This is a genomic window from Aeromicrobium sp. EU05-FHT14F07, from assembly GCF_058790455.1.
In genome coordinates, this window is record NZ_JBYTCR010000020.1 from 14028 (window position 1) to 30606 (window position 16579).

The following is a 16579-nucleotide window of genomic DNA, read 5'->3' on the forward strand; positions in this document are numbered from 1 at the left end:
GCCCGACCTAGTGGACCTCGACGCGGCAGAGAAGGAGTCGGCTCGCGTACATCGCGGCCAGCCTACCCCACCGTCCGCGGCGACCACCACGCTGCGGCCGTGGGCGGCCTCGGACAGACTGGGGCCATGAGCAGCGACACCAGCAGCGACGACCAGTCCACGGCGGGCTCCTACGTCACGAGCGGCGAGGAGTTCGACCGCGACATGAACTACATCCCCGACCGCATCACGCGGCAGGGGGGCGCCCCGGTCGACGACCGCGCGGGCACCGGCAAGCCGCCCGTGGACGACGCGCCGACCTGGCCCGTGGAGGCCGGCCGGTACCGGCTCGTCGCCGCGCTCGCGTGCCCGTGGGCGACCCGCACGGTCATCGTCCGCCGCCTGCTGGGGCTGGAGGACGCCCTGTCGCTCGGGCTCGCCGGACCGACGCACGACAAGCGCAGCTGGACCTTCGACCTCGATCCCGACGGGGTCGACTCGGTGCTCGGCATCCCGCGCCTGCAGGACGCGTACTTCGCGCGCTACCCCGACTACCCGCGCGGTATCACCGTGCCTGCCGTCGTCGAGATCGAGAGCGGGAAGGTCGTCACGAACGACTTCCCCTGGATCACCCACGACTTCTTCTTCGAGTGGACCGACCACCACCGCGAGGGTGCACCGGACCTCTGGCCCGACGCGACGCGCGACGAGATGGAGGAGGTCATGCACCGGGTGTTCACCGAGGTCAACAACGGCGTGTACCGCTGCGGCTTCGCCGGCTCGCAGGAGGCCTACGACTCCGCCTACGACCGCCTCTGGACCGCGCTGGACTGGCTCGAGGAGCGGCTGACGACCCGGCGCTACCTGATGGGCGAGACCATCACCGAGGCCGACGTGCGGCTCTTCACGACGCTGGCGCGCTTCGACCCGGTCTACCACGGGCACTTCAAGGCGAACCGTCAGACGCTGGCGACGATGCCGGCGCTGTGGGGCTACGCGCGCGACCTCTACCAGACGCCGGGCTTCGGCGACGCGACGGACTTCGAGCAGATCAAGCAGCACTACTACGTGGTGCAGACCGACATCAACCCCACGAGTGTCGTGCCGAAGGGTCCGGACCTCTCCGGATGGACGACGGCGCACCACCGCGAGCAGCTCGGCGGGTCGCCGTTCGGCGACGGCACGCCGCCCAGCTGAGCGAGCGGGCGAGACGAGCGCAGGTCAGAGGAGTCGGCCCAGGCGCCGGGCCGACTCGACGACCTGCGTCCCGAGCTCCTCGAAGCGCGCCGGGACGATGCGGATCGAGGGCCCGGACACCGACAGCGCGCCCACGACACCGCTGCGCGACACGATCGGTGCCCCGAGCGAGCTGATGCCGGTCGACAGGCCGTTCTCGTTGATCGAGTAGCCGCGTGCGCGCACCGCGGCGAGCTCGGCGCGGATGGCCTCGGGCTCGACGAGCGACGCCGGGGTCCGCGGCTCGAGGGGACCGGCCAGGTAGCGCTCGACCACGTCGTCGGGGCAGGCGGACAGGTAGGCCAGCCCGGTGGCGGAGGCGTGCAGCGGGATCCGCTCCCCCAGCGGCAGGAACGCGCGGAGGGCGTGGGAGGTGTCGAGCCGTTCGAGGAGCACCAGCACGTCGCCGTCGGGCGCGCAGAGGTGGACGGTCTCGGTGGTGACCAGCTGCAGGTCGCTCATGAGCGGCAGCGCGAGGTCGCGCAGGCTCTGGCGGCCCCCTGCGCCGCCGCAGACCGAGAGCGCCCGCAGGCTCATCGACCAGCGTGCGCCCGTGCCTCCGGACGACTCGACCCAGCCGACCTCCTGCAGCGTCTGCAGGCAGCGGTGCACCGTGCTCTTCGGCAGGTCGGCGGCCCGCGCGAGCTCGGACAGCCCGACCGGCTGGAGTTCGGCGACGCGCTCCAGCACCGAGAACGCGGTCACCACGCTGGCCGTCGTCATGCGGTCCTCCTCGGTGATCCGCGCGGCGCGTGGTCGTGTGGTGCTTGCCCTTGGCCGCAGTGTGCTCTACGTTACACGCCCGTCCCGATCTCCGGCCCACTGTTCCATCAGGTGGACCGAACGGGAGCCGTCCCCCACCTGGAGGCGCCATGACCGCCCAGCTCGTCGCCCTCGGCATCTTCGTCGCCGTGTTCGCGATCGCCGCAGCCCGCAACGTCAACATCGGCATCGTCCTGTTCCCCGTCGCCGCGCTCGTCGGCCTGTGGATCGCCGACCTCAGCCTGGAGGAGGTGGTCGCGGGCTTCCCGCTGTCGATCCTCGTGCTGCTCGTGGGGGTCACCTACTTCTTCGGCATCGCCCACAGCAACGGCACCATCGACTGGCTGATCGAGACGTCGCTGGCGCGGGTCGGCGACCGGGACGCCGCCCTGCCCACCACCTTCTTCGCGCTCACGGCGCTGGTCTCGGCGATGGGTGCGCCGCTCGGCGGCCTCGTCATGGCCCCGATGGGCATGAGTGTCGCCCACCGCCGCGGCATCGACCCCATGCTCATGGCCCTGTCGATGGGCTGCGGGCTCAGTGCCGGCGCGTTCGCCCCCACCAGCCTGTTCGGCATCATCACGTGGGGCACGGCCGACGCCGCGGGCATCGCCTTCAGCCCGCTGCTGCTCTTCGCGGTGGCCGTCGTGATCAACGTCGTGCTGCTGGCGGTGGCGCACGTGCTCTTCGGTCGCGGTCGGCGCCGGTCGCGGGCCCCGCGCCTGGAGCGGGTCATGGTCGCGCGTGGCGCCGCGCTGCCGGAGTACGGCCAGTCGTCGCTCTCCCTCGACGACGACGCCCCGGCGGAGGTCCGGTCGCCCGGTCGGGCCACGCCGCACCAGGTGCTCACGCTGGTGCTCATGGTCGCGCTGGTCGTGGCGGTCGTGGTCATGGCCCTCGGGGGCCTCGAGCCGGACATCGGCGTCATCGGCTTCGGCCTGGGCGCGCTGCTGGCGCTGGTCGACCCCGCCGCGGGGAAGGCCGCCATGAGCCGGATCGACTGGGGCTCGGTGCTCCTGGTCGGCGGCATCATCACCTACGTGGGCGTGCTGACGCAGATGGGCGTCATCGACCTGATCGGCGAGCGCGCTGCCCATGTCGGCGCCCCTGTCGTGGCGGCGCTGCTGCTCTGCGCGGCAGCCGGCCTGATCTCGGCCTTCGCCTCGACCACCGGGATGCTCGCCGCGCTCGTGCCGCTCGCCCTCCCGCTCATCGCCGACGGCGGCATCCCCGGCTGGGCGATGATCTGCGCCATCGGCGTCTGCGCGTCGATCGTCGACGTGTCGCCGTTCTCGACCGTCGGTGCGACCTACGTCGCCACGACCGTCGACCCGGAGGCCCGTCCCCGCATGACGAGCCTGCTGACGCGATGGGGGCTGTCGATGGTCGTCGTCGGTCCCGTCGCCCTGACCCTGACCCTCATCCTCCCTGGCATGGTGCTCTCATGACGTCCTCCTCCCCGACGACCTTCCTCCGCGCACTGCGTGACCTCGACCTGCCCGACCACCCGGAGGCCGTGGTGGTCGACGGTCGGGCTCTGTCGCGCGCCGGCCTCCGGGCGGTCGCGGTCGCGTTCGGCGCACGCCTGCCGGACGCCGGACCGGTCGCCGTGTGCGCCGAGCCGACGCTGGAGACCGTCGTGGCCGTGAGCGGCTGCCTGCTCGCCGGCGTGCCCGTGGTGCCGGTGCCGCCCGACGCCGGTCCGGCCGAGACCGCGCACGTCGTGACCGACTCCGGCGCGACCTGCTGGGCCGGGCCGCCGCGCGAGGGCGTGGACCTGCCGGTCGTCGAAGTGCCGACCGTGGCCGACGACGTCCCGGCCCGGGACCGACCCGACGACCTGCCCGCCCCGGTCGCGGAGACCGAGACGGCCATCGTGCTCTACACGTCGGGGACCACCGGGGCGCCGAAGGGCGTGGTGCTGAGCCACCGGGCCCTGCGGACCGGCATCGAGGGGCTCGCCGACGCCTGGGGCTGGACGGGCCACGACGTCGTCGCGCACGGCCTTCCGCTGTTCCACACGCACGGGCTCGTGCTGGGCGTGCTCGGGTCGCTGCACCTGGGGTCGCGCGTCGTGCACACCGGCCGCCCGACGCCGCAGGCCTACGCGGCGACGCCCGCCACGGTCTACTTCGGCGTGCCGACCGTCTGGACCCGCGTCGCGCGCGACCCCGAGGCCGCGCGCGCCCTGTCCGGCGCCCGGCTGCTCGTGTCGGGCAGCGCCCCGCTGCCCGTGCCCGTCTTCGAGCGGCTGCGCGAGCTCACGGGCCACGCGCTCGTGGAGCGCTACGGCATGACGGAGACCATGATCACGCTCAGCACACGCGCCGACGGCGAGCGCCGGCCCGGCTGGGTCGGACTCCCGGTGGGCGAGGCCCGCACCCGCCTGCGTGCCGAGGACGGCCGCGAGGTGCCGGCGGACGGCGAGACCGTCGGCCGGCTGGAGGTCAGCGGCCCGATGCTGTTCGACGGCTACCTGAACCTGCCCGAGACGACCGCCGAGGTGCTGGGCCCCGACGGGTGGTTCGCCACGGGCGACCTCGCCGTCGTGGACGCCGACGGCTTCCACCGGATCGTCGGTCGCGAGTCGGTCGACCTCATCAAGTCCGGGGGCTACCGCATCGGCGCCGGGGAGATCGAGACGTCCCTGCTCGCCCTGCCGGAGGTGCAGGAGGTGGCCGTGCTGGGCCTGCCCGACGAGGACCTCGGCCAGCGCATCGTCGCCTACGCGGTCGTCGCGCCGGAGGATGCGGACGACGCCCTCGCCGCACGCATGGTCGAGCACGTCGCGGCCGACCTGTCGTGGCACAAGCGGCCGCGGGAGGTCCGGTTCGTGCCGTCACTGCCGCGCAACGCCATGGGCAAGGTGCAGAAGAAGCTCATGCTCGACGTGCCGGGCTGAGTCAGCGTCGCCGCAGGAGCGACCGCGGGAGCAGCAGCGCCCGCAGCCGCTCCCCGCGCGACCCGGCCGCGCGGACCCGTTCGACCACCCGGCGGGCGGCGTCGCGCTCGTCGGCGACGTCGGTGCCGGGCCGGGCGTAGCGCGAGCGCTCGACGGCGGTGAGCACCCGGCGCAGGTCCTCGGGATCGGCGCGAGCACCGACGACGTCGACGAGCGCCCGGGGCGTCCCGGACCGTGGGACCTCGAGCCCGACGTCGACGGCCGACGCCTCCACCTCGCGCCACCACGGCTCCGGGTCGGAGGCGGCCAGGCGACGCCGACGCAGCAGGCTGCGCAGCAGACCGGGCAGCAGCGCCGCGAGCAGGAGGACGACCGCGACGGTGAGGGCGGTGCGGGGGGCCGTCGGGGCCTGGGAGTCGGCGGCCGAGGCCTCCGGCGTCACCGAGCCCTCCTCGGCGGCGGCGTCGCTCGGTCGCTGCGAGGGCTGGTCCTGGGGTGCCGCCTGCTCCGCGCTCTCCGGCGTGCCCTCCGGCTCCTCGAAGCCGGTGCGCGAGCCCACGCCCGGCGTCGGCTCGAAGCCCACCCAGCCGACCCCGTCGAAGTAGATCTCGGGCCAGGCGTGGAGGTCGTCGGACGTGACCTCGTACTCGGTGTCGCCGTCGTCGTCGACGCCGGCGGCCTGGCCGGGCGCGTAGCCGACCGCGATCCGCGACGGCATCCCGAGCTCCCGGGCCATGACGGCCATCGCGGAGGAGAAGTGGACGCAGTAGCCGGCCTTCTCCTGCAGGAAGGTGCCCAGCACGCCGACGCCGTTGCCGTCGTAGTCCTCGGCCACCGGGGCGGTCTCGGAGTAGACGAAGTTCTGGCGGAAGTAGTCCTGCAGCGCGAGGGCGCGGTCGTAGTCGTTGGTGGCGTCGGCGGTGACCTCGCGCGCCGTCGAGGCGACGATCGGCGGCACGTCGTCGGGCAGGGCGGTGTAGTCGGCGGGGACGGCGCTCGACGAGGTGACCAGCGCCCGCATCTGCTCGGCCGTCGGCAGGCGCTCGAGGCTCGTGACCGTGTACTGCTGGTCGCGCGTGGTCGAGCTGTCGGAGCTGATGGTCAGGCCCGTGCGACGCAGCGACCACGCACCGCGCAGCCCGTCGACGTCGAGCACCGGGTACGGCACCGGGAGCATGCTGCTGCGCAGGTCGGCGATCCGGACGGTCGTGGTCTCCTCGCTCGTCTCGACCTGGGGCTCGATGCCGATGCGGCTCTCGAACGGGTCGCCGTCGTCGCCCGTGGCGGGACGCCAGGTGCGCCCCCGGAAGTCGCGCAGCGTGGCGACCTTGAGGTACGGCGGGTCCTGCAGCGTGGTCGTGTAGCGGGCGGAGACGGTGGTGCTGTTGCGACGCAGGTTCTGCCCCAGCTGGAGCATCGGGTTGATGCCGCGTCCGAACACCTGGGGCGGCGGCTCGCCCCAGGGCTTCGCGACGGCGGTGACGTCGGGAAGGACGGGCGGCAGCAGCGCGCCGACGAGCAGGGCCGACCCACCGAGCCCGAGGGCCGGCACCAGCGACGCCCAGCCGGCGGACGTCGTCGCGGTGCGGGTGCGCAGGAGCGCGAGCCAGCACGCCGCGGCGCCCGCGAAGACCCAGACCGACGGCGTCTCGCCCGAGACGAGGGCCGGTGCGGCGTACACGGCCACCAGCACGACCCCGGTCAGGAGCACGCCGACGCGGGCGCGGAGCACGACGTCGAGCACCAGGACGAGCAGGCCGAAGGCACCGGCGAGCAGCAGCACGAGCGGACGTGCGGCAGCCGCCGGCGCCGCCTCCTCCATGACGAGCACCTGGGCCCGCGACAGTGCCTCGCCGAGGCCCTGGAAGGTGGCTGCGGTGGGCAGCGGTCCGGCGAACGTCGCGGGCACGAAGACCCACCCGAGCACCACCACGAGCACGAGGAGCCCGACCGGGACGGCGAACCGCGGCGCGAGACTGCCGAGCACGGCGCAGACGAGGGCGACCAGGCCGGCGACGAGCGTCGTGGTCACCCACCAGTCCCGCCCCTCGACGACCGTGTCGTACCCCAGCAGGAGCACGGCGAGGGCGCCGACGACGAGGAGCTGGTCGAGCCAGGGACGTCGCGGCACGGCGGCGGCGCGACGCCGGGTCGAGGCCTCAGGACGCAGCACGGGTGCGACTCACCCCCAGCTGCGACCAGACCTCGGCCACGTCGTCGTGGGCGGTGTACGGGACGTGCCGCCACCCGGCGCGCTCGAGCACCTCGAGCGCAGGCCCGCGCGTCCCGGCGGCCACGAGGGCGAGGACGCTCGTGGCGCCGGCCAGCGCCTCGGTCCAGGCCTGGGCGCGCGCGACGTCGGGGCGGCCGAGCACGGCCACGACGGTCCGCTCCCCCGGGTCGGCATCGGCAGGGTCGACCCCCGCCACCGGCTCGAGGACCGCGAGGTCGACGAGGGCCTCCTCGACGGCCTCGGTGTGGTCGAGCAGCCGGTCGACCGCGTCGTCCGGAGCGCGGAGGGTGACGGCGAAGCCGGCGCGCACGAGGTGGTCCACCATCGAGGCGGCCGCGCTGACCGCCCACTCCAGCTCGGGCGAGTACGACCACCCGTCGCGCTCGCGGGCGGTGCCGAAGGAGGCCGCGTCAGGATCGACGACGACGCCGATCCTCGGGTCGTCCTGCTGCTCCTCCTGGCGCACCATGAGCTCGCCGCGGTGCGCGGTGGCCTTCCAGTGCATCCGCTTCAGCGCGTCGCCGGGCAGGTAGCTGCGGGCGACGAGGTCGTCCTCGCCGATCCCCGCGCGGTGCGCCGCACCCTGCGCGGCGACTCCCTCGTCCAGCCCGCGGGCGGATCCCGCGTCCAGCGCGTGCCGCCGAGGCAGGACCACGAGGTCCTGGGCGTCGCCGAAGGTGTGGCGCCGCAGCACGAGCCCGAACGGGTCGACCACCTCGACCCGCAGCGGACCGAGCGCGTGCCGGCCCCGCCGCAGCCCCTGCACGGGGTAGCGGAACCGCACCCGCGAGCGTCGCGTGCGGCTGCCGCCGAGCGGGGGCAGCACGCCGCTGGCCTCGGCGCTGAGGCCGTACGGGACGGTGTCGGTCCAGCGCGCCTCGAGGGCCGGAAGCATCGACAGGTTCGTCACCTGCACGGTGGCGGTCGTGGTGTCGCCGGGCGAGAGCACCTCCGGGGCGAAGCGGCGCTCGACGACGACGCGTGCCTGACCGACGAGCACGAAGACGGCGGCCAGCACGACGGCGCCGAGCAGCATCGCCGAGACGCTCAGCAGGGCGGGCAGCGACAGCAGCGGTGCCGCCGCGAGCAGCACCGCCGACGTCGCGAGGAACCCGGCGCCGCGACGCGTCAGTCGCAGACCGGGCCGTCGCAGCTGTCGCAGGAGGCTCATGCCCAGGTCACCCGCCGGGGGGTCATCGGGGCTCCACCGCACCCTGCGGGACCGGCGTCTCGGCCACGATGCGACGCACCGTCTCCTCCACGGGCGCCGAGCCCCGGGCCGGGACGAGCCGGTGCGGGAGCACGAGCGGCGCGAGGGCGTCGACGTCGTCGGGCAGCACGTAGTCGCGGTCGTCCAGGAAGGCACGCGCCTTCGCGACCCGCACGAGCTGCAGGGTGGCACGGGGGCTGGCGCCGAGCCGCAGCGCCGGGTCGGCGCGGGTGGCCCGCGTGATCGCCACGCAGTACCGCTCCACCGCCTCCGACGCGAAGACCGCACGGGCCTGCGCGATCATCGCCCGGACGTCGTCGATCGTCACGACCGGCTGGAGCCGGTCGAGGGGGTTGTCGACGTCGCGGTCGCGCAGCATCTCCAGCTCGGCGTCGACGTCGGGGTAGCTCATGGAGATCCGGGCGGTGAACCGGTCGCGCTGGGCCTCGGGCAACGCGTACGTGCCCTCCATGTCGTAGGGGTTCTGCGTGGCGATGACGCTGAACGGCGTCGCCAGCCGGTGGGTGCGACCGTCGACCGTGACCTGGCGCTCCTCCATGGCCTCCAGGAGAGCGGACTGGGTCTTCGGCGAGGCGCGGTTGATCTCGTCGCCGATGACGATGTTGGCGAACACCGCGCCGGGCTTGAACTCGAACTCGCCCTTCTGCTGATTGAAGGCCGAGACGCCGGTGACGTCGGACGGCAGCAGGTCGGGCGTGAACTGGATGCGGCGCACGGAGCCGTCGACGCTGCGCGCGAGGGCGCGGGCGAGCACGGTCTTGCCCACGCCGGGGACGTCCTCGATCAGCAGGTGGCCCTCGGCGAGCAGCACCACGACCGCGGTCTGCACTGCCTCGGGCTTGCCGTCGACGACGGACTCGATGTTCGTGAGGACACGGCGGGCGGCGGCTCGGGCGTCGTCCATGGGACTCCCTCGGTCGGGTGCGGGGGTCGGTCCATCATCCCCTGCCCCCCACAACGCCGCAGGACGACGAGGAGTTTCCGCGTTTCGTGGACTTGGCGACGGTTTCTCGGCCGAGGACCGTCGTCAGGTCCACGAATCGCGCCCCGGGGCGGCGCCAGCGTGACCTCGATCGGCGATACTGACGCGCATGGCTCTCGACACCGGGTCGCCGCGGTGAGCACCCTCCTGCTCGTGCTGCACACGCCCACGACCGCGACCCGTCTCCTCGGCGAGGAGATCGCGGCGGGAGCCCGGGACGACGCGATCGAGGGCGTCGACGTCCGCGTGCTCTCCCCTGACGCGACCTTGGCCGACGACCTCCTCGCGGCCGACGGGCTCGTGCTGCTCTGTCCTGCCAACTTCGGGTACATGTCCGGCCTGCTCAAGGACCTCTTCGACCGCACCTTCCTCGCCGTCGGCGGAGCGCTCGGTGACGACGGCGGCGGGGCGCGGTCCGATGCCGGTGGCGGAGCAGCGGACGCCGGACGCCTGCCGTGGGCGCTGTGCGTGCACGGCCGCTACGACACCGAGGGCGCCGTCCGCTCGGTCGAGTCCATCGCCCAGGCCCTCCCCTGGCGCCGCGTCGCGGCCCCGCTGCAGCTGCTCGGCGACGTCGGCCACGACGAGCGCGCCGCAGCCTACGAGCTCGGCGCGACGGTGGCAGCGCTGCTCGACGTCGGGTGAACGTCACCCGGACCAGTGCGGGCCGCCCTAGGCTGGCGGGATGGACCTGCTCGTCGCCGCGGCCCTGACGGCCGGCCTGCCGTGCGCACTGGCCACGGTCGGCGTCGGACCGGTCGTGGCCGCGCAGGCGCACTCGCGCGGGTGGCGCGTCGCGGTCGTCCTGCTCGCCGTCGGGTCGCTGGTGTCCGCCGGTGTCGTGTGGTGGGCGTGGGGTCGGGGCTTCGACGCCGCCGACGGCCTGCGGGAGGAACCCGCGTCGGTCGAGCCCGCACTGCAGGGCGGCGCCGTCGTCTGGGGCGCGACCACCGTCGCCCTCGGCGTCGTGGCCGTCGCGGCGCACCGACGCCGCCGCGTGGTCGACACGACGGCGCTGGCGCGTCCTGCGACCATGGAGCCATGAACCTCCCCGAGGGGCTGCCCACGCTGACGGCCGGGGCGCACGACGCCGACGCGGGCGAGGCCTGCGTCATGGAGTACGTGTCGGTCCTGGCCGGCGAGCCGTGGAGCGACCGGCCCGAGTGCACCCACCCGCTGCTCGCCCACGAGGCGCGCACGGCCAACGACCTCGCGAGCGACGCCGACCGGCACCGTCTGGTGCCGCTCGTCGGTCGTCTCTTCGGCACGGGCGACGACTCCGTGGAGCTGCGCACCCGGCTGCGTCTCGCGCAGGCGTCGCAGGTGCTCCGCCTCGTGGAGCCGACGGCGCGCGTCAGCGTGCAGGGCTACGCCGACCACGCGCACGTGCTGCTCGCGTCGCACGACGTCGACGCGCTCGACGCCGCCGCACAGGCGCGCGAGGTCGCGGCCGCCTGGGACGTCGCGCGCAGCGCACCGCTGCACGAGGGTGACCTCGACCCTGCGCACGCCGAGCACCACCGCACGGCGTCGCGCGTCATGGCCTTCGCGGCCGGGCCCGACCTGACCGCACCCGAGGCGTGGTCGCTGGCGACCCTGGCCGCCGCGCACCGCGTGGCCGCCGGCGAGTGCCGCGCCGACTGCGGCGACGGCGAGGCCCGCGCCCGACGCATGGTGCGCGAGCTCGGCGAGCTGATCGACGTCTACGACGAGGTGACCGGCCGGGTGGCGGACCCCGTCGCTCCTCGCGACGCCGCCGCGCTCGCGGCCCGGCTCTGACCTACCGCCGACCGGTCCAGGCCAGGAGCTCGTCGAGCGGCCAGGTGGTCACGATGCGCTCGAGCGGGACGCCGAGGGCAGCAGCCCGGGCGCAGCCGTGGTCGAGGAAGTCCAGCTGTCCCGGAGCGTGGGCGTCGGAGTCGATCGCGAACAGGCAGCCGAGGTCGAGCGCGAGCCGCACCAGGTCGTCCGGTGGGTCGGCCCGCTCCGGCCGGGCGTTGATCTCGACCGCGACGTCGTGCTCGGCGCACGCCTCGAACACCCGGCGCGCGTCGAAGCGGCTCGGCGGCCGCGTGCCCCGCGACCCCTCCACCAGCCGGCCCGTGCAGTGCCCGAGCACGTTGGTGGCCGGGTGCCGGACGGCGCGCAGCATCCGTCGGGTCATCGCGATGCTGTCGGCTCGCAGGTCGGAGTGCACGCTGGCCACGACGACGTCGAGCCGCTCGAGGAGATCGTCGTCCTGGTCGAGCGTGCCGTCCTTGAGGATGTCGACCTCGATGCCCGACAGGACCCGCACCCCCTCGACCTCGGCGTCGACCTCGGCGACGAGCTCCAGCTGCGCCTCGAGCCGGTCGGCCGTCAGCCCGTTGGCGACGGTGAGCCGTGGCGAGTGGTCGGTGATCGCGACGTACTCGTGACCGAGCCGCGCTGCGGTGCGCGCCATGGTCGCCAGCGGGGAGCCGCCGTCCGACCAGTCGGTGTGGGTGTGCAGGTCGCCCCGCACGGCGGCGCGCACCTGCTCCCCGCCGGTGACGAGCGGCCCCTCGTTCTCGGCGCGCAGACCCGCGAGGTAGGTCGGGACCGCTCCGCCGACGGCCTCCCGGACGACGCCCGCCGTCCGCTCGCCGATCCCGTCCAGCGAGCGCAGCCGGCCCTGCGCCACGAGGGTCTCGACGTCGTCGCGTCCGCGTAGCACGTCGGCGGCCCGCCGGAACGCCTCGACGCGGTAGGTCGACGCCCTCGACCGCTCCAGCCAGAAGGCGATCTCCTCGAGCGCGTCGACCGGGTGCATGCCTCCATCGTGCCGCGACGTCCCGGATCCGCGCGTCCGGACCTCGGCCGGTCGACGTCGCAGCACCTACGGTGGACGGCATGATCCGTCGCCACGTCGTCGTGTCCGGTCGCGTCCAGGGCGTCTTCTACCGCGCCTCGCTGGAGCGCGAGGCCCACGCCGCCGGCGTGGCCGGCTGGGTGCGCAACCGTGACGACGGCACGGTCGAGGCGGTGCTCGAGGGCGAGCGGGCCGCCGTGGAGCGCGTGCTCGCCTGGTGCCACCAGGGGCCGCCGCGCGCAGACGTCACCGACGTCGCGGTCGACGTGGAGGAGCCGGTCGGCGAGACCGGCTTCACCACGCGCGGCTAGAACCCGAGCTTGCGCAGCTGCTTGGGGTCGCGCTGCCAGTCCTTCGCCACCTTGACGTGCAGGTCGAGGTGCACGGGGGTGCCGAGCAGCCGCTCGACCTGGGTGCGCGAGACGGTGCCGATCTCCTTCAGACGTGCACCCTTGCGACCGATGACGATGCCCTTCTGGCTGTCGCGCTCGACGTAGACGTTGACCCGCACGTCGAGCAGCGGACGGTCGGCCGGTCGGTCCTCGCGCGGCACCATCTCCTCCACGACGACCGCGATGGAGTGCGGCAGCTCGTCGTGCACGCCCTCCAGGGCAGCCTCGCGGACGATCTCCGCGACGATGGTCTCCTCGGGCTCGTCGGTCAGCTGGCCCTCCGGGTACATCGGCGGGCCCTCGGGCAACGTGCCGACGAGCAGGTCGGCGAGCAGGTCGACCTGGTCGCCCGCGACGGCGGAGACCGGCACGAGGTCGCGCCACACGAGCCCGGCGGCGTCCCCGGCGGCCTGGACCGCGAGCAGCTGCTCCCCCACCCGCTCGGGGGCGACGAGGTCGGTCTTCGTCACGACGGCCAGCACGGGCGTGCGCCGGATCTTCGCGAGCTCCTCGACGAGGAAGCGGTCGCCCGGCCCGACCTTCTGGTCGGCCGGGAAGCACATGGCGATGGTGTCGACCTCGGACCAGGTGGTGCGGACGATGTCGTTCAGGCGCTGGCCGAGCGTGTTGCGCGGCCGGTGCAGTCCCGGCGTGTCGACCAGGACGAGCTGCGCGTCGTCGCGGTGCACCAGCCCGCGGATCGCGTGCCGGGTGGTCTGCGGCTTGGAGGAGGTGATCGCCACCTTCTCGCCGACGAGGGCGTTGGTGAGCGTCGACTTGCCCGCGTTGGGACGGCCGACGAAGCAGGCGAAGCCGGAGCGGAACGTCACGTCGTGCTCCCCTCGACGACCGTGCCCGACGCGTCGGCACGGAACACCGGGACGCCCGTGCCGGCCAGGTCGCGCACCGCGCCCACGTCGGGCAGGGCGTCGGCGACGACGAGCGCCGCCTCGAGGCCCCGGGCCCCGGAGGAGACCGCCATGGCGACGGCGAGGTCGAGCGCACCGACGGTCAGCGACGCCAGCGCGACGTCGGCCGCGGCGTAGGTGCGACCGTCGAGGTCGCGCACGGCGGCACCCGCGGGCGCCTGGGTGCGCGCGCGGGTGGCGCGGGCCAGGGTGGCGAGCTTGGCGTCCTCGGGCCCGGGGGCCGGCTCGACCGTGTGGGCAGGGGCGACGGGGGTGGGGTCAGCCACGGGATCCTCCGGGGACGGGGTCGGACGGGACGTCGAGGCGTGAGACGTGCACGCGCCCGATGCGGTTGCGGCGGCCGCTGGGGGCCTCGGCCACGAGCCGCAGGCCCTCGACCTCCACCGTGCTGCCGGGGATGGGGACCTTGCCGAGGTGCTTCGCGAGCAGGCCGCCGACCGAGTCGACGTCCTCGTCGTCGAGGTCGACGTCGAACAGCTCGCCGAGGTCGTCGACGTCGTACCGGGCGCTCACCCGGTAGGAGCCGTCGGAGAGGCTCTCGAGCTCATCGGGCTCGGTGTCGTACTCGTCGGTGATCTCGCCGACGATCTCCTCGAGGATGTCCTCGATCGTGACCATGCCGGACGTGCCGCCGAACTCGTCGACGACGATCGCGACGTGTGTGCGCTGCGCCTGCATCTCCTTGAGGAGGTCGTCGGCGGGCTTCGTGTCGGGCACGAACAGGCACGGACGCATGATGGAGTCGACCCGCTCGGTCGACTCCGCGACGTGGTTGTCGAACACCCGCTTGGTGACGTCCTTGAGGTAGGCCATGCCCAGCACGTCGTCGAGGTTCTCCCCGATGACGGGCACCCGCGAGTAGCCGCTGCGCAGGCACAGCGACATCGCCTGGCGCAGCGTCTTGGACTGCTCGATGAACACCAGGTCCGGACGCGGCACCATGACCTCGCGGACGATGGTGTCGCCCAGCTCGAACACGGACTGGATCATGCGCGACTCGTCGGACTCGATGACGCTGTTCGCGGCGGCGAGGTCGACGAGCTCACGGACCTCGACCTCCGACGCGAACGGTCCCTCGCGGAAGCCGCGTCCGGGGGTGAGGGCGTTGCCGAGCACGATGAGCAGGCGCGGCACCGGCCCGAGCAGGGCGGTGAGCAGACGTACCGGACCGGCCGACGCGAGCGCCACGGCCTCGGAGTGCTGGCGGCCGAGCGTCCGCGGGCCGACGCCGATGAGGACGTAGGAGACGACGACCATGATCGCCACGGCGACCACGATCTGCCACCACAGCCCGTCGACGACGTCGTCGACCACGAGCGCGACGAGGACGACCGCCGCCGTCTCGCACACCACCCGCAGCAGCAGGACGGTGTTGAGGGCCGGGGCGGGGTCCTCGAGGATCCGCCCGAGGGGCACGGCACCGCCACGTCCCTCCTCGCGCAGCTCCGCGGCACGGGCCCGCGAGAACGACGAGAGCGCGGCATCGACGCTCGCCAGCGTGCCCGCGGCGACCGCCAGGACGACCGACGCGACGATCGCGACCGTCATCGCAGGCTGCCTCCGTCGGCGCTCGGCCGAGGCTCGACGACGCCGTCCTCGACGTCGCCACCTGCCGCGACCTGCTGCCACTCCAGCAGCAGCCGACCCTGGATGCCGAACATCTCGGCGTGCTCCTCGGGGGTGGCGTGGTCGAAGCCGAGCAGGTGCAGGATGCCGTGGGTGGTGAGCAGGTCGATCTCGTCGGAGACGTCGTGGCCGGCCGCCGGGGCCTGCTGCGCCGCCACCTGCGGGCAGAGGGCGATGTCGCCGAGGTAGCCCTCGGGCTCCTCCTCCGGCTCGCGGTCGCGACGCCCGGGCGAGAGCTCGTCCATCGGGAAGGACAGGACGTCGGTCGGGCCCTTCTTGTCCATCCACTGCTCGTTGAGCACCGCGATCGTGTCGGTGTCGACGAGGCGGACGGTCAGCTCGGTGGCCGGGTGCAGCCGCATGCGCCGCATGACGAAGCGGCACAGCCGGGTGAGGGCGACGACGTCGACGCCCTGGCCGGACTCATCGAGGACGTCGACGTTCATGGTCCACCTGTCCCGCGGCCGGGGCCGACTCGTTCTCGAACGCGTCGTACGCGGCGACGATGCGCCCGACGAGCTTGTGCCGCACCACGTCGCTCGACGTCAGGGTCGCGAAGTGGATGTCCTTGACGTCCGCGAGGATGTCGCGCACGACCCGCAGGCCGCTCTTCTGGCCCGACGGGAGGTCGACCTGGCTCACGTCGCCGGTGACGACGATCTGCGAGCCGAAGCCGAGGCGGGTCAGGAACATCTTCATCTGCTCGGGCGTGGTGTTCTGCGCCTCGTCGAGGATGATGAAGGCGTCCTGCAGCGTGCGGCCGCGCATGTAGGCCAGCGGGGCGATCTCGATGGTGCCGCTCGTGAGCAGCTTGGGGATCGTCTCGGGGTCGAGCATGTCGTGCAGTGCGTCGTAGAGCGGGCGCAGGTACGGGTCGATCTTCTCGCTCAGGGTGCCGGGCAGGTACCCGAGCCGCTCCCCCGCCTCGACGGCCGGACGGGTGAGGATGATGCGGGTGATCTCCTTGGCCTGCAGCGCCTGCACGGCCTTGGCCATCGCGAGGTAGGTCTTGCCGGTACCGGCCGGGCCGATGCCGAAGACGATGGTGTTCTGGTCGATGGCGTCGACGTACTTCTTCTGGTTCAGCGTCTTCGGCCGGATGGTGCGGCCGCGGTTGCTCAGGATGTTCAGGCTGAGCACCTCGGCCGGGCGCTCCTGCGTCTCGGTGCGCAGCATGCCGATGGACCGCTCGACCGTCTCGGCGGTGAGCCCCTGGCCCGTGCGCACGATGGCGACGAGCTCGTCGAGCAGCCGCTCCACGAGCGCGACCTCGGCGGGCTCGCCGGTGACGGTCAGCTGGTTGCCCCGCGCGTGGACCGCCGCGTCGAAGGCGTCCTCGACGATCCGCAGGTACTCGTCGCCCGGTCCGTAGAGGGAGACGGTGTCGATGCTGGTCGGGACGGTGAACGTGTGGGGACGCCGGTCCCCGAGAGAATCAGGAGTCATGTGTGCGTCCATGGTACGGGGACGCGCCGAC

17 protein-coding genes are annotated in these 16579 nt (G+C 73.6%); 7 read left to right on the plus strand and 10 right to left on the minus strand.

All coding sequences use genetic code 11. The features are described 5' to 3' along the window. Positions 1-126 precede the first annotated feature (126 nt). The gene (locus AC3WRM_RS15785) at positions 127-1176 is read left to right on the plus strand and encodes a glutathione S-transferase C-terminal domain-containing protein (RefSeq protein ID WP_492249453.1); all 1050 of its coding nucleotides are present in this window, start codon (positions 127-129) and stop codon (positions 1174-1176) included. Positions 1177-1200: 24 nt separating this feature from the next. Here the strand turns inward: AC3WRM_RS15785 and AC3WRM_RS15790 are convergent, their stop codons facing one another. Further along, positions 1201-1938 carry an IclR family transcriptional regulator gene (locus tag AC3WRM_RS15790; protein WP_492249454.1) on the minus strand — a complete coding sequence of 246 codons (738 nt, stop codon included), beginning with the start codon at positions 1936-1938 and terminating at the stop codon, positions 1201-1203. Positions 1939-2087: 149 nt separating this feature from the next. Between AC3WRM_RS15790 and AC3WRM_RS15795 the strand changes: the two genes are divergently transcribed. Then, positions 2088-3425: an SLC13 family permease gene (locus AC3WRM_RS15795; protein ID WP_492249455.1), complete on the plus strand. Its 1338-nt coding sequence runs from the start codon at positions 2088-2090 to the stop codon at positions 3423-3425. Beyond that, positions 3422-4879, plus strand: a complete 1458-nt coding sequence (locus tag AC3WRM_RS15800) for an acyl-CoA synthetase (RefSeq protein ID WP_492249456.1) — start codon at positions 3422-3424, stop codon at positions 4877-4879. The genes AC3WRM_RS15795 and AC3WRM_RS15800 overlap by 4 nt, the downstream gene beginning before the upstream one ends. A 1-nt stretch (position 4880) precedes the next feature. Here the strand turns inward: AC3WRM_RS15800 and AC3WRM_RS15805 are convergent, their stop codons facing one another. From AC3WRM_RS15805 to AC3WRM_RS15815, 3 genes are read right to left on the minus strand one after another with little or no spacing between them, the layout of a single operon-like run. Beyond that, a complete protein-coding gene (locus AC3WRM_RS15805; RefSeq protein ID WP_492249457.1) occupies positions 4881-7052 on the minus strand; it encodes a transglutaminase TgpA family protein in 2172 nt (723 codons plus the stop codon). Beyond that, positions 7039-8283 (minus strand): DUF58 domain-containing protein, encoded by a 1245-nt coding sequence (locus AC3WRM_RS15810; protein WP_492249458.1) that lies wholly within the window; start codon positions 8281-8283, stop codon positions 7039-7041. The genes AC3WRM_RS15805 and AC3WRM_RS15810 overlap by 14 nt, the downstream gene beginning before the upstream one ends. A gap of 22 nt (positions 8284-8305) precedes the next feature. Further along, positions 8306-9247 (minus strand): AAA family ATPase, encoded by a 942-nt coding sequence (locus AC3WRM_RS15815; protein WP_492249459.1) that lies wholly within the window; start codon positions 9245-9247, stop codon positions 8306-8308. A 213-nt stretch (positions 9248-9460) separates the two neighbouring features. On the opposite strand from AC3WRM_RS15815, the gene AC3WRM_RS15820 reads away from it, so the two are divergent. Genes AC3WRM_RS15820 through AC3WRM_RS15830 form a run of 3 tightly spaced genes read left to right on the plus strand, consistent with a single transcriptional unit; the run spans position 9461 to position 11104 of the window. Next, the gene (locus AC3WRM_RS15820; protein ID WP_492249460.1) at positions 9461-9970 is read left to right on the plus strand and encodes a flavodoxin family protein; all 510 of its coding nucleotides are present in this window, start codon (positions 9461-9463) and stop codon (positions 9968-9970) included. 40 nt (positions 9971-10010) lie between these two features. Next, the gene (locus tag AC3WRM_RS15825; protein WP_492249461.1) at positions 10011-10370 is read left to right on the plus strand and encodes a hypothetical protein; all 360 of its coding nucleotides are present in this window, start codon (positions 10011-10013) and stop codon (positions 10368-10370) included. Next, positions 10367-11104, plus strand: coding sequence for a hypothetical protein (locus AC3WRM_RS15830; protein WP_492249462.1), 738 nt, complete (start codon positions 10367-10369; stop codon positions 11102-11104). Before AC3WRM_RS15825 ends, AC3WRM_RS15830 begins: the two co-directional genes overlap by 4 nt. 1 nt (position 11105) lies before the next feature. Here AC3WRM_RS15830 and AC3WRM_RS15835 read toward each other — a convergent pair whose 3' ends face one another. Continuing rightward, positions 11106-12116, minus strand: coding sequence for a PHP domain-containing protein (locus AC3WRM_RS15835; protein WP_492249463.1), 1011 nt, complete (start codon positions 12114-12116; stop codon positions 11106-11108). Between the two features lie 80 nt (positions 12117-12196). Here AC3WRM_RS15835 and AC3WRM_RS15840 point away from each other — a divergent pair, with 80 nt between their 5' ends. After that, positions 12197-12466 (plus strand): acylphosphatase, encoded by a 270-nt coding sequence (locus AC3WRM_RS15840; RefSeq protein WP_492249464.1) that lies wholly within the window; start codon positions 12197-12199, stop codon positions 12464-12466. On the opposite strand, the gene era is transcribed toward AC3WRM_RS15840, so the two are convergent. From era to AC3WRM_RS15865, 5 genes are read right to left on the minus strand one after another with little or no spacing between them, the layout of a single operon-like run. After that, positions 12463-13377, minus strand: a complete 915-nt coding sequence (gene era, locus AC3WRM_RS15845; RefSeq protein ID WP_492249465.1) for a GTPase Era — start codon at positions 13375-13377, stop codon at positions 12463-12465. The two genes, AC3WRM_RS15840 and era, sit on opposite strands and share 4 nt — an antisense overlap. Next, the gene (locus tag AC3WRM_RS15850; protein WP_492249466.1) at positions 13374-13742 is read right to left on the minus strand and encodes a cytidine deaminase; all 369 of its coding nucleotides are present in this window, start codon (positions 13740-13742) and stop codon (positions 13374-13376) included. The genes era and AC3WRM_RS15850 overlap by 4 nt, the downstream gene beginning before the upstream one ends. Beyond that, positions 13735-15024: a hemolysin family protein gene (locus tag AC3WRM_RS15855; RefSeq protein ID WP_492249467.1), complete on the minus strand. Its 1290-nt coding sequence runs from the start codon at positions 15022-15024 to the stop codon at positions 13735-13737. The genes AC3WRM_RS15850 and AC3WRM_RS15855 overlap by 8 nt, the downstream gene beginning before the upstream one ends. Then, the gene (gene ybeY / locus AC3WRM_RS15860; RefSeq protein ID WP_492249468.1) at positions 15021-15548 is read right to left on the minus strand and encodes an rRNA maturation RNase YbeY; all 528 of its coding nucleotides are present in this window, start codon (positions 15546-15548) and stop codon (positions 15021-15023) included. Before ybeY ends, AC3WRM_RS15855 begins: the two co-directional genes overlap by 4 nt. Next, on the minus strand, positions 15526-16560 hold the full coding sequence (locus AC3WRM_RS15865; RefSeq protein ID WP_492249469.1) for a PhoH family protein: 1035 nt from the start codon (positions 16558-16560) through the stop codon (positions 15526-15528). Before AC3WRM_RS15865 ends, ybeY begins: the two co-directional genes overlap by 23 nt. Positions 16561-16579: the final 19 nt, after the last annotated feature.